The organism is Methylobacterium sp. yr668 (genome assembly GCF_900116245.1).
Taxonomy (GTDB): domain Bacteria; phylum Pseudomonadota; class Alphaproteobacteria; order Rhizobiales; family Beijerinckiaceae; genus Methylobacterium.
Map to the genome: position 1 here is coordinate 1 of NZ_FOZY01000018.1, position 25,039 is coordinate 25,039.

The window sequence follows — 25,039 nt, forward strand, 5'->3', positions numbered from 1 at the left end:
AGGCCGGCATTGCTGAGGCCGCCGGAGGCGGTGAGGCTGGCGCTCTGGGCGACGGCGACGAGGCCGGCATTGGCGAGGGGGCCGGCGAGGCTGTAGCTGCCGCCCGTGGTGACGGCGAGCGTCGCGCCGGCGGCGTTGGCGAAGGGGCCGGTGCCGGCCAGGGATCCGGCGACGGCGAGCAGGCCGGCATTGTTGGCGATGGGCCCGTCGATGCGACCGGCGCTGGCGAGCACGGTGCCGGCATTGGTCAGGCCGCCGCTGATCGTGCCGCTGGTGGCGAGGAGGCCGGTGTTGGCGACGCCGCCGCCGATGGCGCCGCTGTTGCTCAGGATGCCGCTGCTGATGACGCCGCCGGCGATCGCGCCGGTGTTGAGGGCGGTGCCGGTGTTGGTCAGACCGCCCGCGAGGGTGCCGGCGTTGATCAGGCTGCCGCTGTTGGTCGCGCCGCCGCCGATGGTGCCGGTGTTGAGGGCCGTGCCGGTGTTGGTCAGGCCGCCCGCGACGGTGCCGCTGTTGGACAGCGTGCCGCTGTTGGCCACGCCGCCGGCGATCACGCCGCTGCTGAGCGCCGTGCCGGCATTGGTCGCACCTCCGGAGATGGTGCCGGTGTTGATCAGGAGGCCGGCATTGCTGACGCTGCTCTGGGTCCAGCCGGCATTGAGATAGGTGCCCGCACTCTGGACGGAGACCGGTGAGGTCAGGCTGCCGCTGGCGGACAGGAACAGGGTGCCGCCGGCGACGGTGGTCGGTCCGGCATAGGTGTTGGTGCCGGCGAGTTCGAGGGTGCCGAGCCCGACCTTGGTCAGGCCGCCGACGCCGGAGATGGCGTTGGCGAAGCGGCCGTAATAGGCCTGTCCGTTGTAGGTGGTGTTGACGGTCCAGTCGGAGGTGAGCTGGCCCGGGCCGTCGATGGCCTTGCCGAGGTTGAGCAGGCCCCAGCCGAAGGTGGCGTTCGGGGCGTTGGCGGGCCCGTCGCCGAGATGGGTGGCGGTGGTGAACATGGTCTGGGCGATCTGCGGCGCCGTCAGGAACGGGAACGCCTGGAACAGCACGGCTGCAGCACCGGCCACGTGCGGTGCGGCCATCGATGTGCCGCTCTTGAGCCCGTAATTCGGGTCGTTGGGATTCTCACCCGATCCCATTCGGAGGGTTGAGTAGATGTCGACCCCCGGTGCGGACATGCACCAGTTCTTGGCGACGCCGCACAGATTACTGAAATCCGCGACGTTGTTGTTGCTGTCCAAAGCGACCACCGAAACGACGTACCCGTCGAGGCCGGAGAATCTGATCTGACTTTGGTCTACCGGATTTCCCGCATTGTCGACGAAGCGGTACACTCCCGCATTCGCGTTCTCTGGGCTGACATACGGAAAAAGCCCGCCGTTGATCGGGTTTTTATAGCTGGCTTGATTGTAGATCGTATGCTCGTTTCCGGCGGCTCGGACCATGAGCACGCCCTTCGCGGCCGCGTACTTCATGGCGTCGTACTCGGCCTGCGCTCCGCTCAATGTATAGGTCTGGTAGGACGTTCTCTCGTAGCGAAAATCGTCCCCGAAGCTGCCATTCAGAACCCGGGCACCCCGATCTGCCGCATACCGCGTCGCTTCATTGACGTATCTGAGATCGACCGCGGCGAGGATCGTGCTGTCGAAAGCGACGCCCATCATGCCCCGGCCGTCGAAACTCGCCGCCACGGTGCCGGACACGTGCGTGCCATGCCCCCCGATGGGATCATCGGCGGTGGGAAGGTCGGTGTCGCGGAGCCGCGTCTCGCCGGGGATGAAGTTCCGCGACGCCGGCGAGATGCGGCCGATGAATTCAGGGTGTGTCGGGTCGATCCCGCTGTCGACGACAGCCACCAGAACACCGAGGCCCGTGAAGCCGCGCGCATAGGCCGTGGCGGCATCGATCTTGGCCAGCCCCCAATCGGCTCGATACTCCGGCATCCGGATGAAATCCGCTGCCGTCAATCCCGCGGTCGAGGGTGATCGCGCCGGCAGGCTCTGTCCAACCACAGGTCCCAGAGCGAGTGCGAGCACGCCCAGCGAGGCGCCGATCAGCAATCCCATCCGCACACGGCCGCGCTTCCGCGTTCCGGAGCCGATACCTCTGCTCGGATCACAGGATCCGGTCACGGGCCCCGAACCGATATACTGTCGGACCATCGAACTGACCCCGGTCACGCCTGTCGCAAGCTTTGCGCGGGGCTTAGAAAATGCGGCCTCGACGAACTATCACATCGGGGCCACACTCGGCGTCGCGCGCGACAGCTTGAAACGGGGATCCCCCTTTCTGGAACGGATAGCCCCCCGGCAAGTGCGAGCTTGGGCCGAGCGCCGCGGTTCCGTGCGGCCAGATCGGGTCGGAACACCCGCGGGCGCAGCGTTCGATCCCCGCCACGTCGGACGGCTCAGCGTCGGTCCGGATCCGCGAGGCACGCAATCCAGGCGCGTGCGGCCGCCCTGTCCAGCGGCCCCGCGCATGACCGCCGAGCTCCGGAGGAGGTCTCATGCGATTCCTGGGGGCGGCGGCCGTTCGGATCGGCCCGTGCGGTCAGGCGACCGCCCAGAGCAAACCGAAGCGTAGCGGTTCGAAGGACGCACAGGAGCGGAATGGCGTTGTGACACGGCCGGACCATAGGATCGGGATCGCGGCGACCGGCTCGGCTTTCTCGGCGCCGCGACCGGCCCGCTCCCGCCATGCGGCCACAGACACAGGCGGAAGGTTCGCGAGGCGGTAAAGCGGCGGGCCGACGCCCGCCGATACCCCTCCGGTCCCGGCCGCCCGGAGACGGTCGGCGCCGCGCGCGTCATCGTCCGACGATCCTACCAGCGATAGGTGAGCGTCCCGAACACGCTCCGGCGGAACCCCTCGAAGACGTAGCCGGTGTAGAAGCCCGACGTGAAGTACCGCTGGTCGAAGATGTTGTTGGCGTTCACCGACAGGATTGCGCCCTTCCAGGCCGGGTTCAGCTGGGCGAGGTCGTAGTTCAGCGAGGCGTCGACGAGGGCGTAGGCCGGGATGCGATCGACGTTGGTGGCGTCCGTCCGCTCGCCGACGTAGCGCACGCCCGCCCCCGCCCGGAAGCCGGCGAAGGGCGAGTTCAGCGGCAAGGTGTAGTCGGCGAAGAGCGACAGGGTGTTGTCCGGCGCGTTCGGCAGGCGATTGCCGACGAGCGCCGGGTTGGTCGCGTTCCGCGTGACCTTCGTGTCGAGGTGAGCGTAGCCGAAGATCAGGTTGAACCCGTCGAACAGGCTCGCCTTGCCCTCCAGTTCGAAGCCCCGCGACTCCGCCGCGCCGGTCACGATGAAGAAGCCGGGGTTGCGGGGATCGGCCAGGGGGATGTTGGTCTGCGTGATCTCGAAATACGACGCGGTGACGAGCGCGTTGGTGCCGGGCGGCTGCCACTTGACGCCGCCCTCGATCTGGCTGGCCTCGCGGGGCGGCAGCGCCGACCCGTCCGCCCGCTGGCCGGCGATCTGCGGGTTGAACGACGTCGAGTAGGCGGCGTAGGGCACGATTCCGGCGGCGAACTCGTAGCCCAGGGCGGCCCGGTAGCTCAGGGCCGAGAAGTTCTGGTTGTCGACCGTCGTCCGGTTGAGGGTCGCGACCGGCAGGTTCGGGAAGTTGAAGGTGGTCCGGACCTGCTGGTCGACCCAGTCGTTGCGCAGGCTCCCCGTGAGGATGAAGCCGTTCCACTTCATCTGGTCCTGGACATACGCGCCCGTCTGCTGCTGGAGCGCCCGGGTCGAGACGTTCGTGCGCTGCGGGAAGGCGACGCCGAGGTTGTAGACCGGATTGTACAGGTCAATCAGGCGGTTCGCGGCGATCGTCGGGTAGCCGTTCGGGAAGGTCCGCGCGTCGCGGCGGTAGTAGTTCTGGAAGCCGACGCCGAAGACGACGTCGTGCTGGATGTCCCAGGTGTCGAAGCGCCCCTGGATATAGTTGTCGGTCAGGAGCCCCTGGCTCGACTGGTCGCGCAGGTACGGGAAGACCGAGACGGCGAGGAAACCGGGCGGCGTGAAGGCCGGGCTGGCGCCGACCGCGTCGAACTTCGAGGTGGTCTCGTAGGCCCGGAAGGCCGAGTGCAGCAGCCATCCCGGCGCGAAGCTGTGGTCGAGGATGTAGCCGATCTCCTTGTTCTCCAGGAGGCCGGTGTTGAAGTTCGGCTGCCCGACGAAGGGGCTGCGCGGGAAGAATCCGCGCGCGCTCGGCAGGATCGAGCCGACGATCGGCAGGCTCTGCTCCGAGCCGCCGCCGCGGTACTCGGCGTACTTGCCCAGCACCGTGAGCGACGTGTCGGCGTCCGGCCGCCAGGTCAGAGCCGGGGCGATGAAGGTCCGGTCATCCGGCGTGTACTTGACCTGGCTGTCGGCGTTGCGGACGAGGCCGGTCACCCGGTAGGCGAATTGCGGCGCCCCCTCGACCGGGCCGGACAGGTCGAAGCCGGCCTGGACGCGCCCGTAATTGCCGCCCTGGATGAACACCTCGTTGAACGGCACGAAGGTCGGGCGCTTCGAGACGAGGTTGATGATGCCGCCCGGCTGGCCCTGGCCGTAGAGGACCGAGATCGGCCCCTTCACGACGTCGATGCGCTCGTAGGCGTAGGGCTCGATGTTCTGGTCGAACGAGTTGAAGCCGTAGCGCAGGCCGTCCTCGTAGACGCTGTCGAAATTGTTGGCGTTGAACCCGCGCAGCGTGAAGGTCGGACCGCCCTGGCCGCCGGGATAGTCGACGGCCTGGACGTTGGGCGTGTAGGCGACCGCGAGGTTGACGTCCTGCACGCCCCGGACATTCAGCTCGTCGCGGGTGATGACGCTGACGGTGGCGGGCGTTTCCAGGATGGAATCGTTGCCCTTCGAGCCCGCCGTTGACCGGGTCGCGACGAAGCCCGTCGTCCCGAAGGTCGGCTGCTGGGCCTCGACCGAGAGCTCGTCGAGGGTGACCGACGCGGCGGCCGCCCCGACCGGCGTCGGCGCGTTCGAATCCCCCGGCGGCAGGGACGCCTGGGCGTAGCGCGGGTTCACGAGCGTGATCGTCGCGTGCTTCGCCGCGCGGTAGGTCAGCCCCGTCCCGTCGAGCAGCTGCGTCAGCGCCTCCAGGGGCAGGACGTCCCCCTCGACGCCCCGCGTCGCGAGGTTCTCGGTCAGCGCCGTCCGGTAAGCCAGCGACAGGCCCGTCCGCGCGATGAGGCTCGCCAGGGCCGGCTCGAGGGGGCCGGGCGCGATCGAGAGCCGGACGCGCCGCTCCGAGAGCGCGCGCGGCGGCGCGGCATCGCCAGTCGCGACGGGCACGATGTTGAGCCGCTCGCCCGCCCGCACGAAGGTCGGGGTGATCGAACGGTCCTGCGCGGCCGACGCCTGCCCGAGCGCGATCAGGGACGCGCTCGCCAGGGCCGCACCGCGCCATGGACCGCCCGGCGCGCGGCCGAGCGTGCCGCCAAGATCCCACACCGCCATTCATGCCCCCGTTCCGCGGAGGGCGGCGCGCTCGGCGCGCGCTCCGTGGCCCTCACGGACAAACGACAATCGAGGCGCGAAACTCCTGACCTCCCCGCGTCGGTTTTTTCGCCTCGTCAGGCCGGCCGCCTGACGAGGACGAGGTACGGAGTCAGGCGCGTGACGCGCAGGCCCATCGTCGCGGCCAGAACGTCGAGCGCGTCGTCGGTGTCGCGGATGTCGAGCGTCCCGCTGAAGCGCTGCGCGCCGAGCCCCGAACCGAGCAGGACGATGCGCCCGCGCCGATAGCGGTTCAGGTCGGCCACGACCGCGGCGAGGGGCTGCCCCGTGACGACGAGCTTGCCCTCCCGCCACGCCGTGGCGCGCCCCACATCGCCGCGCTCGACCATCAGATGGCCGTCGGCGCTCCGGAGGGCGACCTCGCCGGCTCCGATGGTCACGGCGCCCGCGGTCGTCGACGCGTCCACGCGCCCCTCCGCCACGCCGACCGGTTCGGTGTCCCCGCCGGCCCGGACGAAGAAGCGCGTCCCCACAGCGCGCACCCGCAACCCGCCGCCGTAGACCACGAAGGGTCGGGCGCTGTCGGGCACGACATCGAACACCGCCTCGCCGCGCAGCAGGTGGACGTCGCGCGCGGCGGCCGTGAAGTGCAGGGCGAGCGCGGTGTCGGTGTTGAGGGCGGCGCGGCTGCCGTCGGGGAGCCGCGCCGTCTCGATGTCCCCGATCCCGGTCCAGACGTCGGCGCGGACACGGTCGAGGATCCCGCTCTCGTAGGTGATGAATCCGGACAGGCCCAGCGCTGCCGCGAGACCGACGAGGCGCGTCGGCGGCGGCCGCCTGCGCCGGCGCGTATCGGGCACGCGCCCGGCGATGCCCCGCCACACCTCCATCTCCGCGTAGGCCTCGGCGTGGGCCGGGTCGGCGGCGCGCCAGGTCTCGAAGTCTGCCCGGTCGGCGTCGGTCGCGTCGGGGGAGGACAGGCGAACCACCCAGAACGCGGCCCGCGCGTAGATCGGGTCGTCGGCGGCCTCGTCGTCGCCCGCGGGCTTGCGCTCCTCCTCCATGTCGACCCGCTGCCCGCTCCGCCCGTCCGACCTATGAAGACCATCGAGGCCGCGAACTTCTGACGTGCCCGATCAGAAAAACTCGTGACACGCGCGACGAATGTGCAGCAGCGCCTTGATGAGGTGCTTCTCGACCATGTTGCGGCTGACGCCGAGACGGACGGCGACCTCCCCGTTCGAGAGGCCCTCGACGGTGCTGAGCAGGAACGCCTCCCGGCAGCGCGGCGGCAGCCCGTCGATCGTGGCCGCGACGAGGCGCAGCTGCTCGCGGGCGATCACCTGCGTCTCGGTCTGGGCGTGCCCGTCCACGACGCTCGACAGTTCGAGATCGGTCATGGATCGGAAGAGGCGCGCTTCGAACCGGCGGCGCTTGCCGAGATTGGCGGCGACGTTGCGCGCGAGGTGGAACAGGAAGAGGCGCGGATGCTCTAAGTCGGTGGTCGTGAGTGCTTTGACGAGGCGAAGATACGTCTCCTGCGCGGCGTCGGCTGCGTCGGCAGGGTTCCCGAGTTTGCGAAGAAGGAACCGCTGGAGGTTCAGGTTCTCACTGCGATGTAGGGCATCCAATGATACCGCCGCCATAACTCCAATCCTCAGGTGCCTCGCCGACGCACACGAGCGCGCGGCGCCGACCGATTAGACTGTCGCGCCGAGGATAGACGCAAGCGTTCTGAACGCTTTTAGCCGATCTAAACTGATGCACCTGCTCTCAGCCAAACGCTTGTTCGGCCGCAGCGAAACAGCGATGCGAATGCAGGGCCTTGAACTGGAATAGTTCTAGTAGGACGGCTGTTTTCCATGTTCTGTTGCAAATCTGCGGCATGGATCGGGGCATGCCGGTGGCGTTCTGGGACCCGGCTTCGCGCCGTTCGTGGTCGAGACGCGCTCAGCGTCCCGGGGCGGCCTTCTGTCAGACGTCGAACGCCCACGTCCTCGACATGGTGCTCGAACCCGGCCGATCGCGGAGCCGCCCGTTCCGGCCACGCACCTTCGCCTCGCAACGCGGCCTGCACTCTGGCGCTGCGAGGGTCTGAAAAGGGTCGGACTTGGTCCGTGCGGCTATTATCCGCTTCGCTACATCTGCCGTCCCACAGCAAAAATGGCGGCATTCCACCCGGAGCCGCCCTTCAACTGTCGGCCCATCTCAGACGGCTACGCCCGTGGTGGGGAAGCCGACAGGCGGACGTTCTGATCTCCTGGCCGTATCATGGAGGTGCGGTGCGTGACGGCGATGATGGTCAACCCGTCAACAAGGTCACGTAAGCCGTCCATGATGTGCCGCTCGGTCTCGTCGTCGAGGGCCGAACTGGCTTCGTCCAGAACGAGAATCGCCGGTTCGCCGTAGAGCGCCCGCGCGATGGCGATGCGTTGCCGTTCACCGCCCGACAGCTTGAGGCCCCGTTCGCCCACGACGGTCTCAAACCCTTCCGGCATGGCCTCGATGCGCGTGAGGATGGAGGCCTGCGCGGAGGCCCGGCGGAGGCGCTCCGCGTCGAACGGACGGCCCAGCACGATGTTGGCCGACAGCGTATCGTTGAGCAGTGTCACCTCTTGCGGCACGACGCCGACATGGTTGAACCAATCATCGCTCGCGATGCGAGTCAGGTCGGTTCCGTCGGCGAAGATGTGGCCGCCGCTCGGTTGCAATCCCTTCAACAGCAGGCGAACGACGGTTGATTTGCCTGCACCGGTCTCACCCGTAAGGAAGGTCGGCGTGCCGCGGCGAGCGACGAAGGAGAGGTCGGCAACGCCACGACCATTGGCGTAGCGAAAGCTGACGTTCTCGAAAGCGACGATGCCGAGGGACGGCCGGTAGGGCAGCGGATCGGCGGGCTCGAGCTCTTCCGGTGCTCTCCACATCATCGCTAAGGGCCGGAAGCGGGCCGCTGCTTCGACCGACTCCTTGATGGCCATGCCGACCATGTGGAACGGCTCATTCAACTGGATCAGCAACGTGTTGAAGAGCACGATGCCGCCGATCGAGATCAGGCCGCCCTCGAACCGGGGGACGAGGATCAGGAACGTGACCGTCAACTGCAAGGCTGCAGCGATGCCCAGAAGCCCACAGAAGGCGCTGCTCACCAGCGCGTAGCGCCGCAAATTCGCGAAGGCGTCACCCGCGCTGGCAGTAAAGCGCTCGGTGATCCATCGTTCGCCGCGTGTCTGGCGCAGGGTGTCGATGACGGCGATGGCGTTGCCGACCAGGCGCGCATTGGCCTGACTTTGATTCATCGCCTCATTGAGAGCGGGTTTGACTTTGCCGATACGCGTGTAGTCGAGCGCGATCACGACCACGCCGTAGATGAATATGATCAGGGCTATGTCCCAGCTGACGAGGTTGCCGAGGACTAGGACGCTGAAGGCGATCTGGACGCATCCAGGGAGCAAGCCTCCGAGCCCAAGCTGGGTGATGAGGTTCAGCGTCTGGGTTCCCTGCTGACGGGCAGTCCCGATCTCCGCGGCGTTGTGCTCCAGGAAGAAGGCTGGCGTCTTGTGTAGGAGGCGCGCAAAGAAGGCCGTATTTGCAATGAACGATAGACGCTCCGCGCAAAGCACGATCAGGAACCGTGATCCAATGCCCAGAGCTTTCGCGCATCCGAACAGAAATGCGTAGGACATGAGGAGCGGGAGCGCGTCGGACCGCACTTGTCCGCGGGCCAGATCGTCGACGGCGCGTGAGAAAAGGTACGGAGCCGAGATCGAGGCCAATGCACCGAGCAAACTGGCCGAGATCACCGCGATGGTCGTCAGGCGGGCGTCACGCCAGTAGGCTCGCAGCAACGCGTTCAGAATCGATATCATTCGAAATTGCCAAGGAAAATCCTGAGGGCGATTTTCGAATCCCTCGCAAGCTTGAGGAATGCAAGATTTTTCGCGGCAACCCGCGACTGGATCTGTCCGCCGCGATGCATCCGCCGTCCGGGAGAGGACGGGCAAACAGCCAACTATCCCGGATAGTCGTCCTGTTCTGCCCTATGACCGGATGACGATCGAATACCCGATATCAACACGCTACATGTCCGGCGCGGGATACATCACATACTGCCATGCCAATCGATTATCCCTCACGCAATCCGGAAATTCGACCTGCTCCGATCCAAGCATCAATACAAGTTCTATTTTTCGGAAAACCGGAATGAACCAATAGGACCTGAGTACGAGAGCACCGCTTGACGCAGATCTGCACGCGATTCAATTGGGTTTCCCATCTTCCGCGATGTCCGCCGTGAGCGGGCCGGCGGCCATTTCCTCGATGTGTTCAATCGCGGCTTTCAGACTTATGAACGCGCCCAGCGGGCCGCGCAGGTGTACGACTATCTTTCGCCGACTGATCGGGGTGCCGTCCGCGCTGGGCTCGGAGAGCATCATCTCGAGGGCGAGGCGACCGACGCCTCCTCCGACGCCATGCGTCGATGTGGCTTCGAAGTAGATGACAGGAGCTTCGAGAGTACCTTCGACCTCACTGGGGACGATCGGAACGGAGCTGATCTTGGGACGGCTGGTCAACGGTGTGTCTCCGGTGTTGGCCGCGTCGATGGTGCAACCGGCCACATTGAGCACGCCATGCGGGCGTGCGCCTTCGCCGATGTCCTTCCATCGCTGCCTGTTCGACCTCCTCTGTCGCGTGCCAACGGTCGCCCGACAGAGCCACGATGCGCCCCTATTCAAAAGTGTCGGGACGATCACCGTCTCCCTGAGAGAGCGAACAGAGGACGAGCGTCACTCGGATCGAGAGGCGGACCGTCGATCCTGAGCAGCAAATGCTCCGGCGATGGCACCGCCCCACCCTCCACTTCGAGAGTTCCGCTCACGGGATGACAAAGGGATCCTCGAAGCCGTCGGGATACGTCGAGCAGGCCGGGGCGTCATTGAGCTTGCGACACGGCCATTGCGATCGGGTAATTCGATCGACGAGCTCGAAACGAGAACCGGTCCAGTGGACGAAGCCGAAGTGGGCCCAAGGGCCCGCGGCCTTCGGATCGTCCTTCTCGAGTGGTGGCGAGTCAGGATCGAATTCCATGATCCAGCGCATGGTGGGCGCATAAGGCAGCTTGTCGTCGAGCAGAAACAGGACGCTGCCGCCGTACTTCGTCTGACGCACGCGGTCGTCGGAGCTCAGGACCGGATCCGTCGGCAGCACGTCCGCACTGACATCCCGCAAGGCGCCGTCGGCAGCGAACCGAAAAGCCTTCCGACCCATGCCGTTGTGGCAATCCAACCCCGCCTCACCCTCGTCGCATCGTACGGGCCAGATCAGGTACACGGTGTCTCGGGGGTCCGCTCCCTCGAAGCTGCGGACCATGAACGCGCCGGCCCCCAGCGTGAAGTCAGGACGGCGCCCGAAGCCGGGAGCCGCCAGATAAAAAGCTTTGCGCAGATCCTCACGGCGCGTGTCACGTTCGAGGTCGAACGCTCGGACAGGGAGGGCCAAGACAGCGTGTGCCACATGCTCAGGAGCCGGGCCGAAGCAGTAATCGTCGAAATGAAGCCCGAGGAACGAGGTCCCTCCGCCCGCGTCGTGGGGCTTGCAGATCGCCCCCATGGTCCGCCCAACCTCGAGGGGCATCCACGGACTTGGCATGATCGCCGGGACCCGAGGAAAGACGGGTTCGGCGTCAAACAGCTTCATGGCCGCGGGACGCACGATGGCCCCACGTGCGTCACCCAGTCCCGGAGCATGCCCTCGCGCGCACCCAATGCTGTAAAATCCGACCAGTGATGCGGCCACAAAGAGATGGGATAAGGACTTCATCCGACGACCTCGTCGCACGTCCGCGAATAAGCGACGTCACCAGCTATGGTTCAGCAGGAACTCGGCCCTGTATGGTAGGCGAATGTTAGGCTTGCTCATTGCCGCGAGCCACCAGCGTTCCCGCTCTGACTTCGGCAACCGTCGCAGACCCGTCGGACAAACCCGAGTCCGCGCAGCGCAAGCGCCTGTGTTTCTGTACGCCGCGTAACAGGCGTCGTCACGCCACGGCGATGAGCTAGTCCGCTGGACAAGCCCACAGAGGTCTATGGTTTTGCGGGCCTGCGCCGTCACCCGCAGTGAACCGCGGCGGCTTTCCCGGAGCCTGTCCGGTTCAGGTCAGGCACCCAAGGCTCGGACCTCGGCTTCGGCAGAAGCGGCGGGTTTCCGTCTCGGCGGGAGGCAGCGTGCCGATCGGTTGGAGCGGCCGCCGGTGGTTGAACCAGTCGACCCATTCGAGGGTGGCGTACTCGACCGCCTCGAACGAGCGCTCAAGATCTCACGCCGCAGCGTCCATCGCGCCCTACAGGACGCAGCATTATCGGAATCGCTCGGGCCGTCCCCGCCCCTCGAATGACTGGTCGGGCCGCTCGCGCCCCTCGTGTGACTGTACCATCGGGCTCCAGAAGCCATCCGGCGACCAACTGTGCGGCTGCACGGGAACATGCCCGCCGTCCCAGTTGCGAGGCCTCATGTCAGCGATCAGCCTCGACCCAGTGTCGTAGCGGTACATCTCACGGCGGTCGCCATCGGCGCGGCGTCGCACCGCGCTCAGGTCCGTGGTGATGTCGATGGGAGCCATCTTCCGGGAAGCGCTGCGCGGCGCGCACTTCGCGGTCACGGGCTTCGCATCGAAATAGTCACGGTAATCCCCGTACGACTCGACCGCCATCGCGCCGACCGTCGATCCGAGAAGTATGGCGGCTGCGAGCAACGTCTTCACTATCCCACACCTTCTGCATGCACGGTGGCGTCTAGCAGATCCGCGTTTACGTCGGCCCGCCGAACTGTGTAGGATTGTAGGCGACCTTCCAGAGATTGCGGTGACGTGCAGCACAGGCCGGATGCCGCTCAGGCCGCACGAAGGCGCGGCTCTCCAGCTCTCACGCGGCTCCTGATTTTGCTCCGCCGCGCATCCCGATCTTCCTGGCGCAGGGCAGCACGGACAACCGCGTGCTGCCGCGGGTGACCGAGGAGTATCACGCGCGGCTGTGCCGAGCCGGCAGCCGGGTCGAGTTCGACCGCGTGCCTGGCGTGGGACATCTGTCGATGGCCAAGGACGCTGCGCCGGCGGCCCTCGACCGGATCGGTGACCGCTCCGCCGACGTGCGGGCACCGAGCGAGTGCGGCGAGCCTTGACCGCCGGACGGCGCCCTTTAGGGTCGGGTCTCTCCGCTGGGCGAATTCGAGACTGAGGTGATACCGCCTCAGGATATGCGACCGAGCGAGCCACGTGGCGCGGGAGGCGGGTCCATGACGGACATTCTCATCGTCGGCGCGGGGCCGGTCGGTCTGACCATGGCGGCGGAGCTGGCCCGCTACGGCGTCGGAGTGCGCCTGATCGACCGCGCCCCGCACGCCACGGAGACCTCGAAGGCCCTCGTGGTCTGGTCGCGCACCCTCGAACTCATGGATCGCATGGGTTGCACGCGAGCCTTCCTGGATGCGGGACTGCGCGCTCCCGGTGCCTCGATCCGCAGCGGCGGCAAGGTGCTCGGCAGCCCGCGCCTGGAAGGCGTGGCGAGCGCGTACAACTTCGCCTTGATGATCCCACAATGCGAGACGGAGCGCCTGCTCGCCGCGCACCTGGGCGCCTTCGGCGTCGAGATCGAGCGTCAGGTCGAGCTGGTCGACTTCGCCGAGACGGCAGACGGCATCGACGCGCGCGTGCGACACGCCGACGGGCGCGAGGAGACGGTGAGGACGCCGTGGCTGATCGGCTGCGACGGTGCTCACAGCACGGTCCGGCACAAACTCGGCATCCCGTTCTCCGGCTCGGCGCAGGGGGACGACTGGCTGCTCGCCGACGTGCGCCTCGAGGGGCCCGCCGCACCGCCGGCGGACGAGATCGCGACCTACCTGCACCGTGACGGCCCCTTCGTCGTCTTCCCGATCCCGGGCGGTCGGGCGCGCGTCATCGCGACGGTGGGCAAGGCGGATGCGGCGCACCCGCGGCCGGAGCCCACCCTCGACGACGTGCAAGCCCTCGTCGATCAGCGCGCCGGCGGCGGCTTCCGCGTGTCTGACCCGGTCTGGTTGACGCACTTCCGCATCAACGAGCGCAAGGTCGCGGATTACCGGCGCGGGCGCGCCTTTCTCGCCGGCGATGCGGCGCACATCCACAGTCCCGCAGGCGGACAGGGGATGAACACCGGTATGCAGGACGCGGTGAACCTCGCCTGGAAGCTGGCGATGGTGGTGCGCGGTCAAGCGAGCGCGTCCCTGCTCGACAGCTACAGCCCAGAGCGCAGCGCGGTCGGGGAGCTGGTCCTGCGCAACGCGACCCGGCTGACCGACATGGCGACGCTGTCGAACCCGGCGGCGCAGACGGCGCGCAACCTCGCGCTGCGCTTCCTGCTCGGCCTCCATGTCGTCCGCGACCGGATGGCGACGCAGCTGAGCGAGATCGAGATCGCCTATGCCGACAGCCCGCTCTCCCTCGGACACGGCGCCGGGGCGCGTTGGGAGCCTGCTGCCTACGCGGGACCGCCCCCGGGCGCCGGCAGCGAGCCGCGCTTCGTCCTCTATGCGGCGGACGCGACGCGTGGGGCTGAACTGATCGAGCGCTTCCCCGGCCTGCTCGAACCGACGCGTCGGTCGCTGCCGAGCGGTTCCGACCTCATCGTTGTCCGACCCGACGGCTATATCGGTCTGGCTGCGAGGGACGGCGCGTGGGAGACCGCCGAGCAGTATCTGCGAGCCCTCGCGTAAGGTCCGAGCACCACCTGCTCCGCGCTCGTCTTCAGACCTCGCCGCATGCCCGACTCCTTCGGTCCTGGCCGATCCTCTCAATCAGCCCGGTCCAGAGCCAGTCGGTCAGGTCACACCGGCCTGTCCGTCACGCCCGCTTCGTCACCTCCGCCCACGCGACGTCCCTGGAATGGTCCACGTCGCGCTCAGAAGCGCAGCTGCATCCGAGCAGTCCCCGCATGCGAGAGGAAGTGATCGCCGACTTGACCCTGATACTCGCCGGTCACCTCGATGCCGCCACCGAGGCTGATCTGAAAGCCCAGCCCCATCTCGCCGAGGCGATCGGGGATCGACGATTCCGTAGCGAACAGGCCGAGAGCGCCGGTCCCCTGGAAGCTCGCCCGACCGGTGAAATGGTCGTCCGAGAGGAGCGTCACGCCGAGGATACCGTAAGGCCGGATCCAGCGCCCCGCATCGAGGTCGATCCGGCCGCCGATCTCCAGCATCGGGCTGAACGCCACCAGCGTCTTGGCGACCGGTCGCATGTCGAGGTTGAAGCCGGGGGCCCCGGTCTCTGAATAGGCGGGACTGTAGCTGTAGAGCAGATCCAGATCCGCGTAGGGCTTGAGATACCAATCGCCGAACAGGACTTGGTAGCTTGCCCGCAGCCGCCCGCCCGCCGAGAGGATCCCGGACTTGCTGCGCGCCGTGGCCGTGGCGCCGCCGAAGTCGATCAGGCGCCTGTTCTCGGCCCAGGAATAGCCGAGATTGGCCGATGCCGCGAGCAGCCAAGGGCCGATCTGGTGCTTGAGCGCCGCCGAGACATCGCCGGCATCGCTGGTCGTTCCGGTGATCCGGTCGGGATCGCTCTGGATGGCGCGGGTGTAGGCGCCGGTCAGACCGAAGAACCAGTCAGGGGCGAACTCGGTCTGGAGGCCGGTCTGGTAGCTGAGGGCGGTCTGGCGATAGCCGCCGTCCTCCGCGGTCGCGGAAAGGGTCGTGTGGGCGCTCGTGATCCGCCCCCAGACACACTCGCCCTCACGCAGGAGCGTGCCGGTGCCGCTGAAGGCCGGACAGCTCATGGCCCGCTGAAGACCTTTGCGGGTGTCGAGCGTCCGGTCGGTCAGGCTGTCCTGGTTGGACTCGGGCTTCAACTCGTCGAGGGCGGCGGCGTAGGCCTTCTGGCTGTCGACCGAGAGGAAGCGCCCGTAGAGCGTTCCGAGCTGCCTGGTATTGCCGTCCCAGGCATCTTGCAGGCCCTGCGCGACGCTGCGCTGGTCCGGCGTGAGCGTGACGCCCGTCGGCTCCGTGAACCGGGCTCTCGGGACCAGGGAGAGGGTGTCGCCCGACGCGACGATCGACCAGGAGATCGGAACCGCGCCGGAATGGAGGCTGCTGCCGACAGCCATGGCGCCGCTCTCCAAGACCTGACCGGCCCGGAGGAAGGCGTACCGGCCGGGCAGCAGCCCATCGATCAGGTGCGGCTCGACGAGGCCCTTCAGCGATGCGGTGCCGGTGACGGTGAGGAGATCGGCGCGCAGGGCCCCCTCCGGGGCCAGGGGCGCCACGTCGACGAGCATCCGCCCGTACGCGCTCTGCTCGAAATTGCCGGTCACCGTCGCTCGGGCGACCTTGCCGACGCCGCCGATGTCGAGGGTGGCGCTGTTGTGCAGGCGGCCGTTCGGCCCCAGGGCGATGACGCCTTCGGGTCCGGTGCGCAGGATCGCCGAGGTGCCACCCGTGTTCTGGAAACCGCCGTTGACGAAGGTGACGCCCCCCGCCTGGCCGGCGGCCAGGTCCACGTCGCCGATCACGGTGCCGTAATTGTTGATCTCGCCGGCGGAGAACGCGCCGACGATGGCCCGGCCCGAAGCCGCGCTGACCACGGCGCGCCCGCCGATCACGATCGTAGTGGAGCGCCCGCCGTCGATGCGGATCGCCGCTCCGGTGCCGCTGCCGCCCGTGACGAGGCCGTTCACCTGGAGGTTGATCCTGCCGCCCCGCTCCGGGTCGGGTTCGAGGCTCCCGTCGGTGCGTTGGACGCCGGACTGGACGAAGATCGCGTTCGCGTCGCGGCCCGACGCGATGATCGATCCGGACGACGCGACGGAGATGTCGCCGCCCTTGCCGGTCGCGTTCAGACGGCTCTGACCCGACGCCCCGGCGGCCGGGCCGGCGAGGTCCAGGAGCAGGCCGCCGCCGCCTCCGAGGCTCTGGGCGAGGAGGCCGTGGGACTGGGCGCCCGACGTGCGGATCGCGCTGCCCTCCTCCAGCGTCACCCGGATCGTCCCACCGTTGCCGCCGGACCCGTCGCGCAGGGCGTAGGGCACCGCGTATCCCATCGCCTGGTGCGCGCCGCCGTAGCCACCGCCGCCGCCGATCGACTGCAGCAGCAGCGCCGGCGCCGCGTCGCCGACGGTGGAGACCTGCGCGCCCGCGGTCAGGCTCACCCCAACCGGGCCGCCGCTCCCCGAGGCGCCGCCCGCGCCGCCGATCCCGAACGTGTAGCGGTGGCCGCCCGGGCCGGCCGCCACCGAGGCGAGACCGCCGCCACCGCCGATGCTCTGCGCCAGGATGCCCACCGCCCCGAAGCCCGTCGTGGCGACCGTGCCGGATTGCACGATCGTCACGCCGCCACCATCGCCCGCCACGCGCCCGGAGCCGCCGAGCGTCAGGCTGCCGGATCTCTCGGAGACGCCGGCCGGATCCTCCGGTGGGGCGATCCGCTCGATGTCGAGCGCGGCGAGCAGGGCGTCCGCCAGCGCCTGGGCGTCGCTCTTCGTCCCGCCCTTCGTCTCGCTCTTGGTCTGGCTCTGAACCTGGCTCGCGGCCGGCTCCTTGGATGATTCCGTCCTCTCCGCCGCAGCGGCGGGGGTGTCGGCGTCGGGGGTGTCGGCGTCGGCCTCGGCGGAGGGCGCCGAGAAGCTTCCGCCACCGCCGCCGATGCTCTGGGCGACGACGGCATGCGCCTCGGCCCCGGCGGTGGTCACCGAGCCGCGGTTATCGACCCGGACAGATCCGCCCCGGGCGCCGGTTCCTCCCGATCCGCCGACGGTCAGGTTGAGCGTCAGGCCCTTGTTCGCTTGGCTGCCGGCGACCGTGGCGCCGACGCCGTTGCCGCCGCCGCCGCCGATGCTCTGCGCGTAGAGGCCGTAGGCGGCATCGTCCGCGGTGGCGACGGAACCGGTGTTCACGATCTTGGCCGTGCCGCCGATGTTGCCGCTGCCGCCCGTGCCGCCGAGCGTCGCCGTCACGGTCGTCCTGTTGGTCGCCTCCGCGTAGGCGAGGCCACCCTGGCCGCCGCCGCCGCCGATGCTCTGCGCCAGGATGCCGTGCGCGCCGATCCCCATCGTCCGGACGGTGCCGCCGTTCTCGACCGAGACGCTACCGCCGTTCCCACCCTGCGCGCCGCTCCCGCCGAGCGACAGGGTGAACGCCACGTCGGGCAGCTTGGTGGCGCCCTTCTTCTGCGCGTCCAGATAGCTCGAGACGCTGCCGCTGTAGGACTTGAGCGCCTTGCCGAAATCCGAGCTCTTGAGCTGATCCGCCAGGCCCTTGTACGTGTCGCTGGACTTGATGTCCTTCAGGAATCGACCGAGATCGTCCTTGTTCTCCTTGTCCTTCGCCCACTCCTGGTAGGCGGCGACACCGATCGTCTTCTTGATCTGCGTCCAGATCGTTCCGACGGTGTCGGGGTCGGAAACGTCACGCGCCGCGACGCTGCCGCCCATGCCGCCGCCGCCGCCGACGCTCTGCGCCACGATCCCGTGCGAGCCGTCGCCGCTAGTCGCGATCACGCCGGCGGCGGCATTGGTGACGGTCACGTCCCCGCCGCTGCCGCCGCTGCCGCCCTGGCCGCCGAGTGTCAGGCCGACGGTGAGCTTGCCGACGGCCGATCCGGACACGGTGCCGCCGTTGCCGCCGCCCCCGCCGATGCTCTGCGCCTCGATGCCGTGGGCGTTCGACCCCCCGGTCGTGATCGCGCCCCGGTTCGTCACCGTGACCGCGCCGCCGACATTGCCCTTGCCCTTCCCGCCGCCGATCGTCTCCGTCACCGAGAGGGTATCGGCGATCGGAAGCTTTCCGACGAGGCCGTTCAGGGTCTTGTCGAAGGAGAAGCCGGGGGCCGCGAGGCTCGCGGCGTTGCCGCCGTTGCCGCCGCCCCCACCGATGCTCTGCGCGAGGATGCCGACCGCGCCGGCTCCCCCGGTGGTGACGCTGCCGGACTGCGTGACCGTGACCGCGCCGCCGATCCCGGCGACGCCCGCGGTGCCGCCGACGCTCCGCGCCACCGTGACGTTCTGCTTGAGGCTCAGGCTGTTGCTCGTCGCGGTCGCGCCCCCGCCATTGCCGCCGCCCCCGCCGATGCTCTGGGCCTGGATGCCGATCGCGCCGTCCCCGGACGTGCGCACCGCGCCGCTATTCGCGGCGGTGACGGTGCCGCCATTGCCGCCGCCGCCGCCCGTCCCGCCCAGCGTGGAGGTGGCGGACACGGCCATCTGGCCCGGCGGGGCGACCGCCAGCGCGTAGGCGGCGGCATCGCCGCCGATCCCGCCGCCGCCGCCGACGCTGAGGACCAGCAGCCCCGCGGCCGCGTCGCCGTAGGTGGTGACCCGGCCGGCATTGATCACGCCCGCCGGGCCGCCGTTGCCGCCGTCGCCCCCCGAGCCGCCGATCGCGGTGGAGAAGGCGAAGCTCGGCAGCGACTGCCCGCTCGGCGTGGCCAGGGGCGTCGTGATCGCCGTCGCGCTGGCCAGGCCGCCGACGCCGCCGCCGCCGCCGATGCTGAGGACGGCCAGGCCGTCCGCCCCGAGACCGGCGGTGGTCACGGTGCTGCTGCTCTCGATGCGGGCCTCGCCGCCGTTGCCCCCCTTGCCGCCGGATCCGCCGATCGCCCACGAGGCGGAGAGCGCCGCGCCCACCGCGATGCTCCTGACGTCGCCGCCGGCGCCGCCGCCGCCGCCGATGCTCTGCACCAGCACGGCCGTCGATCCCGCCCCGCCGGTCTCGATCGCGCCGGCCCGGCCGGTGAAGCGCGCGAGACCGCCATCACCGCCGCCGCCGCCGCTGCCGCCCAGGCCGACCGCGAAGAAGGCCCCGGCCGGGAAGGCGCCGCCACCGCTGCCGCCGCTGCCACCGATGCTCTGCACCAACGCCCCGAAGGCCGAGTCGCCCTCGGTCGTGATCCGGCCACCCGCGTTGACGATCTCCGCGGTCCCGCCCGCGCCCCCGGTCCCGCCGGCCCCGCCGCGGCCGAACCAGAGCGAGATGCCTCCGGCCCCGCCGCCGCTCCCGGGCGCCACGTCGAGGGCCGCGAGCGGCAGGGCCGAGAGGGCGCTGCCGCCGCCGATGCTCTGCGCCACGAGGCCGGTCGCCCCGGCACCGGACGTCGTCACCGTCCCGCTGTTGGTCAGGGTCACCGATCCGCCCGGGGCGGCATCGCCCCCGCCGCCGCCGCCGAACACGCCGCCGCCGCCCTTGCCGCCCGGCCCGCCGACCGATTGCGCCACGAGGCCCAGGGCGTAGTCGCCCGCCGTGACGATCGTGCCGCTCTGGGTCACCGTCACGGTCCCGCCGTCACCGCCCCGGCCACCGGGCCGGCCGCCGGCATCGGGCTGTATCCCGCCGTCGCCACCGATGCTCTGGACGAGGCCGCCGAGGGCAGAGTCGCCGGAGGTCCGGATGGTCCCGGCCATGTCGAGGCGCGCGGTGCCGCCCGCGCCGCCCGGCGTCACGAAGGGGTTGCTGTAGAAGGTCCCGGACCCGCGGATCGAGCCCGCGCCGCCGATGGACTCGACGATCACCGCGGTCGCCCCGACACCGTCGGTCGTCACCTGCCCGGAGCGTGTCACCGTGAGCGCGGCCGCGCCGCCGGCGCCGCCCCGTCTGGAGGCGGTCTGGTCGGCGTCGGTGCCCCCGCGGCCGGCATCGCCGCCGACCGCACTGACCCGGACCCCCAGGAAGGCCTGCCCCTCGGTCGCGACGCGGGACGACAGGGTCAGGGTCGCCGGCCCGGCATCGCCGCCGGCGCCGACATCCTTCTGGGCGTCGCCGCCGTTCCCACCCCGGGAGAAGACCCAGAACCGCGGGATCGGCCGGAACTGGAGCTGGGAGACGCGGGCGCGCGTCGTGTAGCCGACCTGATCCCCCTCTCCGCTCACATCCTCTCCGAGCGTCACCGCGACGGCACCGCCGCGCCCGCCGCTCGCGCCCGGGACGGATGCCAGCCCCGGGATCGCGTCGCCTCGCCCGCCCGCTCCGCCCACCGAACCGGTCCGGATCGTCGCGGCGAGGTCGTTGCCGGCGGCCGCGGCATCGACATTGATCAAGGACAGGTCAGGGCCGTCGGCACCGGCCGTCGCGACGACATTCGACGCGATGACGTTGGCTCTACCATCGCGGCCGCTGGTGGCGGTCACCACCTCGGGCCGAGGTCGCTCCGCGGCGCGCGCCGGCAGGTCGAGGACCAGGACCAGGACCAGGCCGGTGCTGGCCGCGACGACGAGCCGTCCGCCATCGCGGATCTTCCGGTCGCGGCGTGGGACACAGAGCTGACCTGGCCGGTGACCCATCAGGAACGCGTCTCTCTGCGCCGCTGTCTCAAGAAAAAAATCCGGGCCCTCGCGGCTCAGGGCACCCAGCGATCGTCCACACGAAGTTTTGAATGCACTCCTCTCACATGGTTAACAAAACGTTTAGAACGCTCTTTCGGCCGATGATGGTCCTATTTTTCCCAATTCTGGAGCAGATCTGCGGACTGAGATCGATATTTCCGACAGCGACCGAACCCATATTTCTTGGTGAATTCACGATTTTTAGTATCTGAGTCCATGTTTAAATGTCCTCAGCTATTCGAGGCCGCGCCTGGAGCGAATTGCACGCGTCGCGGGTGCAGCAATATAGGTGCGGTGGATTTCAGACGGTCGGCGTTGCCCACCCCGTTGGGGAACGCGTTTCACACCGCCACAGGCCGGAGACGGAACAGGAATGACGGCTGTCCCTCGACGACCGTCCTGCCGGGTCTCGTCGCCGTAGCCGGCCGTCGGAACCGGACACGTTCGCCGGGCTGCTAGGCGAGGCGCGCGCCGGCGTGGCAAATGCTGACGCCCTCGATATATTAGGATCCGCTAAATAAGAGACCCTGAGAGCGCCCGGATCCGGACCGATGGACGTCGTCACGCCGAACGAACTGCTGCGCCTTCAGGACAGGGCCGGCGACGCGGCCCGTCTGCTCCGTCTCCTCGCCAACGAGAAGCGCCTGCTCATTCTGTGCCTGCTGGTCGCCCGCGGCGAGATGGACGTGACGAGCCTCGCCGAGGCGGTCGGACTCAGCCAGTCGGCCCTGTCGCAGCACCTCGCCAAGCTGCGGGAGGACGGGCTGGTCGCGTACCGGCGCGAGAGCCAGACGCTTCACTACCGCCTGGAGGATCCCCGGGTCGCCCGCGTGCTGGCGACCCTCAAGGACATCTTCTGCCCGGAACTCGCCTGACCGCGTCAGCCACGCAGGATCTCCACCGCGAGTCCCGAACGGTCCGGCCGGTTGCGCAGCCGCAGGCTCGGCCCGCTGCGGCGCGTCGCCATCGCGGCGATGGCGAGAGCGAGCCCGCGGCCCGTCACGCGCGCGGCGACCGCGGAGGAAGCCCGCGCGCTCCGGGAAGCCGGCCGGCGCGTCGCTTCGGCGCTCGCAGGCTTGCCGCAGAACATTAGGATACGCTAAATAAGAACCGTCTAATGTTCTCGTGCGGGACAGCGTTCCCCGCCGCCGAGCCGGGCCTCGCCTGGACCGGAGCTGTGGGCAGATCGAGATGGATGACTTCACCCCGGTCGGCGCCCTTCTCGGCGGAGCGATGATCGGCGCATCCGCGTCGCTCCTCCTCCTCCTCAACGGGCGCGTCGCCGGCATCAGCGGCATCCTCGGCAGCCTCCTGGTCCCTCCCGCGCGCGGGACCGCTTGGCGGGCCGCCTTCGTGGCGGGCCTCGTCCTGGCGCCGGTCGCTTACAGGGGTCTCGGGGGCGACCTGCCGCCGGTGACGATCGGGGCGTCGTTCCCGCTCCTCGTCGTCGCGGGCCTGCTGGTCGGCTTCGGCGCGCGCCTCGGATCCGGCTGCACCGGCGGCCACGGCGTCTGCGGCATAGGCCGCGGCTCGCCCCGCTCGCTGGCCGCGACCGGCACGTTCATGACCGTCGCGATCCTCACCGTCCTCGTCGCGCGGCGTCTCGTCGGAGCCTGAGCCATGGCCAAGACCGTCTCCGCCCTCGCCGTCGGTCTCCTGTTCGGCCTCGGCCTCCTCGTCTCGGGCATGGCCGACCCGGCCAAGGTGCGCGCCTTCCTCGACGTGACGGGCCGCTGGGACCCGAGCCTCGCCCTCGTCATGGCGGGTGCCGTCGCGGTCTCGGCCGCCGGTTACCGCCTGGCGCTGCGGCGCGGCCGGCCGGTGCTCGCGCCCAGGTTCGATGTCCCGACCCGGCGCGACCTCGACCTGCGTCTCATCGCCGGGGCCGCGATCTTCGGCCTCGGCTGGGGCCTGGTCGGCCTCTGCCCCGGCCCCGCCCTCACCATCCTGACGGTGGCCCCGGCCGAGGCCCTGACCTTCGTGGCGGCGATGGTCGCCGGCATGCTGCTGTTCCGCCTCGTGCCGCCGGTGCGTCCGAAGCCGAAGGCCGTGCCGGGAGCCGGCGCCTGAAGCGCACCGCTCGGGCAAGCGGGTTCGCTGCGTCGGGATCGGACGCTCCCGCCATGTCGTCCGCGTGCCGGCGTCGCCGTGCGCTCGCGGTCCGACAGCCTCAAGGCGACGCTCTGCGGGCGCGGCGGGCACGGCTCGGGTCCGGAATCCGGCATCGCTCCGGTGGTGGCGTCCGCGACGGCGATGCGGCTCCAGCCTTCAGGTCTCGCGCTCCGCGCATCGGGCACGACGGAGCGTCGGCGACGCTGTCAGTCGGTGGGCTGGAGCCGCAGAGCCATGCCCCAGGGATCGCGAACAACGAGCGCGCCGTCGTCCGCGCCGAGGGGCGCGTCGGCCTCGCGCAGACGGTCTCCCGTCGATGCCAGGGTCGGTCGATCGACCAGCAGCAGCACCTCGGCGAGGCCCGTGCGCCCCTCGGATCTGACGGCCGCACCGCGGCTGTTCCAGACGTTGCCGGCCAGCTGATGGTGGTAGCCGCCGGAGCCGAGGAACAGGGCCCCCGGATAGCGGCACATCACGTCGAAGCCGAGCAGGTTCGCGTAGAAGCGCTCTGCCGCTCCGAGGTCGCCCACTTGGAGATGGACGTGCCCGACGCAGGCGGCGGCCGGCATCGCCGACCAGGGACGTGTCGCGGCACCGACGATCCCCGCCTGATCGAGCCGTTCGTTGCGCATCACGACCGAACCGTCCGACGCACGCGGCCACGCCGATGCCGGGCGATCGACGTAGATCTCGATGCCGTTGCCTTCCGGATCGTCGAGGTAGACGGCCTCGCTCACGAGGTGGTCGGCGGCGCCCGTGAGCGCGATGCCGTGCCTCTCCGCGTGCAGGAGCCAGGCACCGAGGTCACTCCGGTCGGGCAGCAGGAACGCCGTGTGGAACAGGCCGGCCTCGCGCGGGTCCCGTGACCGCGCGTTCGGGTCACGGCGCAGGACGAGGCGCGTCGCGTCGCCCGTCCCGAGCTGCACGGCACTCTCGGTCTCCGAGAGGATGCCGAGCCCGATGATGTCCCGGTAGAACCGCGTGAGCGCGTCGAGGTCGTGCACGGCCAGGGTCACCGCACCGATCCGGTACGGCGCCTCGGCCAGGACGCGGTCCGGCCCGGCCTGGGGCCGGCTCGAAGCGGGTGTCGCCATGGTTCGTCTCCCGATCTCTGTCCGTCCGGCAGGTGGGATCGCCGGCCGGTCCTCAGCGGCTTCTCGTCTCCCGGGCGGCGGGCTCCGGCGCCCCGCGCCAGGATCCGAACAGGCTGAAATGCGGGGTCCCGCCCTCGGACGCGACCGCGACCGTCGCCGTGCGACCCGCGACCAGGCGGGTCTCGTCGGGAACGTCGTCCAGCTTGATCCGCACCGGGATGCGCTGGGCCAGCCGGACCCAGGCGAAGGTCGGGTTGACGCTGGCCAGCAGGTTCGAGCCCGCCGTGCGCTCGCGATCCTCGATGCCGCCCGCGAAGCTCTCCACGCGGCCGTTCAGCGTCGACGTCTCGCCCATCAGGCGGACGCTGGCCTTGTCGCCGACATGGATGCGCGGGAGCTTCGTCTCCTCGAAATAGCCCTCGACGCGCAGCGTGTCGCTGTCGATGAGCGCCATCACGCCCCGCCCGGTGGACACGTAGGTGCCGGGACGCAGCTCCATGTTGGTGATGCGCCCGTTGACCGCGGCCTTCACCGCGGAGCGTTCGAGGTTGAGCTTGGCGAGGTCACGGTCGGCCACCGCCTGCCCGTACGCCGCCCTGGCCTCCAGGTCGGTCGCCCGGGCGGCCTCGACCCTCTGCTGGGACGCGGCGGCGTCGCTGAGCTTCTGATAGCGGACGTAGTCGGCGGCGGCCCGCTCGGCGGTCGCCTGCTTGCCCTCGACCACCGCCTCCGCCTGGCGCAGGGCGAGATCGAAGCGCTCGGGATCGATGCGGAACAGCACGTCGCCCCGCTTCACCACCTGGTTGTCCGCCACCAGCACCTCGGTGACGAGGCCGGAGACGTCGGGGGCCACCTGCACCACGTCGGCGCGCACGCGCCCGTCGCGGGTCCACGGCGCCTCCATGTAGTAGTCCCACAGCGCCAGCCCGACGACGATCGCGGCGGCGACCGTCCCGAGGGTGACGAGGAGGCGGAACGAGAGGGCGAGAAGCCGGGGCATGGAGGGATCCGGAAGGTGTGGGCAGGGCGAGACCGG

General features: G+C 69.5%; 15 protein-coding genes and 1 pseudogene. 5 read left to right on the forward strand and 11 right to left on the reverse strand.

Going from position 1 to position 25,039, the window contains the following annotated elements; genetic code table 11:
• The 8 genes and pseudogenes from BM419_RS20610 to BM419_RS31700 form a co-directional block, all read right to left on the reverse strand.
• The coding region (locus BM419_RS20610; RefSeq protein ID WP_244540815.1) for a S8 family peptidase at window positions 1-2,069 on the reverse strand (2,069 nt) is incomplete at its 3' end.
• Window positions 2,070-2,825: 756 nt separating this feature from the next.
• Window positions 2,826-5,459: a TonB-dependent siderophore receptor gene (locus BM419_RS20615; RefSeq protein ID WP_056524288.1), complete on the reverse strand. Its 2,634-nt coding sequence runs from the start codon at window positions 5,457-5,459 to the stop codon at window positions 2,826-2,828.
• A 116-nt stretch (window positions 5,460-5,575) separates the two neighbouring features.
• Window positions 5,576-6,523, reverse strand: coding sequence for a FecR family protein (locus tag BM419_RS20620; RefSeq protein ID WP_091927561.1), 948 nt, complete (start codon window positions 6,521-6,523; stop codon window positions 5,576-5,578).
• A gap of 72 nt (window positions 6,524-6,595) precedes the next feature.
• Window positions 6,596-7,105, reverse strand: a complete 510-nt coding sequence (locus BM419_RS20625; RefSeq protein ID WP_056524283.1) for an RNA polymerase sigma factor — start codon at window positions 7,103-7,105, stop codon at window positions 6,596-6,598.
• A 570-nt stretch (window positions 7,106-7,675) separates the two neighbouring features.
• Window positions 7,676-9,325: an ABC transporter ATP-binding protein gene (locus tag BM419_RS20630; RefSeq protein WP_056524280.1), complete on the reverse strand. Its 1,650-nt coding sequence runs from the start codon at window positions 9,323-9,325 to the stop codon at window positions 7,676-7,678.
• Window positions 9,326-9,715: 390 nt separating this feature from the next.
• A complete protein-coding gene (locus BM419_RS20635) occupies window positions 9,716-10,030 on the reverse strand; it encodes a hypothetical protein (RefSeq protein WP_020095892.1) in 315 nt (104 codons plus the stop codon).
• Between the two features lie 301 nt (window positions 10,031-10,331).
• Window positions 10,332-11,153: a hypothetical protein gene (locus tag BM419_RS20640; RefSeq protein ID WP_091927562.1), complete on the reverse strand. Its 822-nt coding sequence runs from the start codon at window positions 11,151-11,153 to the stop codon at window positions 10,332-10,334.
• Between the two features lie 454 nt (window positions 11,154-11,607).
• Window positions 11,608-11,763 (reverse strand): annotated as a pseudogene (locus BM419_RS31700) (IS3 family transposase); the annotation flags it as partial.
• A 650-nt stretch (window positions 11,764-12,413) separates the two neighbouring features.
• On the opposite strand from BM419_RS31700, the gene BM419_RS33265 reads away from it, so the two are divergent.
• The gene (locus BM419_RS33265; RefSeq protein ID WP_280141970.1) at window positions 12,414-12,632 is read left to right on the forward strand and encodes an alpha/beta hydrolase family protein; all 219 of its coding nucleotides are present in this window, start codon (window positions 12,414-12,416) and stop codon (window positions 12,630-12,632) included.
• A 114-nt stretch (window positions 12,633-12,746) separates the two neighbouring features.
• Window positions 12,747-14,204, forward strand: coding sequence for an FAD-dependent monooxygenase (locus BM419_RS20655; protein WP_091927564.1), 1,458 nt, complete (start codon window positions 12,747-12,749; stop codon window positions 14,202-14,204).
• Between the two features lie 185 nt (window positions 14,205-14,389).
• On the opposite strand, the gene BM419_RS20660 is transcribed toward BM419_RS20655, so the two are convergent.
• Window positions 14,390-20,755, reverse strand: coding sequence for an autotransporter outer membrane beta-barrel domain-containing protein (locus BM419_RS20660; RefSeq protein WP_091927565.1), 6,366 nt, complete (start codon window positions 20,753-20,755; stop codon window positions 14,390-14,392).
• A gap of 593 nt (window positions 20,756-21,348) precedes the next feature.
• Here BM419_RS20660 and BM419_RS20665 point away from each other — a divergent pair.
• The 3 genes from BM419_RS20665 to BM419_RS20680 all read left to right on the forward strand — a co-directional run bounded on the left by BM419_RS20665 (window position 21,349) and on the right by BM419_RS20680 (window position 22,867).
• On the forward strand, window positions 21,349-21,672 hold the full coding sequence (locus BM419_RS20665; RefSeq protein WP_020095886.1) for an ArsR/SmtB family transcription factor: 324 nt from the start codon (window positions 21,349-21,351) through the stop codon (window positions 21,670-21,672).
• A gap of 316 nt (window positions 21,673-21,988) precedes the next feature.
• Window positions 21,989-22,414 carry a YeeE/YedE family protein gene (locus BM419_RS20675; protein WP_091927567.1) on the forward strand — a complete coding sequence of 142 codons (426 nt, stop codon included), beginning with the start codon at window positions 21,989-21,991 and terminating at the stop codon, window positions 22,412-22,414.
• A 3-nt stretch (window positions 22,415-22,417) separates the two neighbouring features.
• Entirely contained in the window at window positions 22,418-22,867 is a 450-nt protein-coding gene (locus BM419_RS20680) for a DUF6691 family protein (RefSeq protein ID WP_042673736.1), read from the forward strand.
• Between the two features lie 248 nt (window positions 22,868-23,115).
• On the opposite strand, the gene BM419_RS20685 is transcribed toward BM419_RS20680, so the two are convergent.
• A complete protein-coding gene (locus tag BM419_RS20685) occupies window positions 23,116-24,003 on the reverse strand; it encodes a VOC family protein (RefSeq protein ID WP_091927568.1) in 888 nt (295 codons plus the stop codon).
• Between the two features lie 52 nt (window positions 24,004-24,055).
• Window positions 24,056-25,003 (reverse strand): efflux RND transporter periplasmic adaptor subunit, encoded by a 948-nt coding sequence (locus tag BM419_RS20690; protein ID WP_020095882.1) that lies wholly within the window; start codon window positions 25,001-25,003, stop codon window positions 24,056-24,058.
• Window positions 25,004-25,039 lie beyond the last annotated feature (36 nt).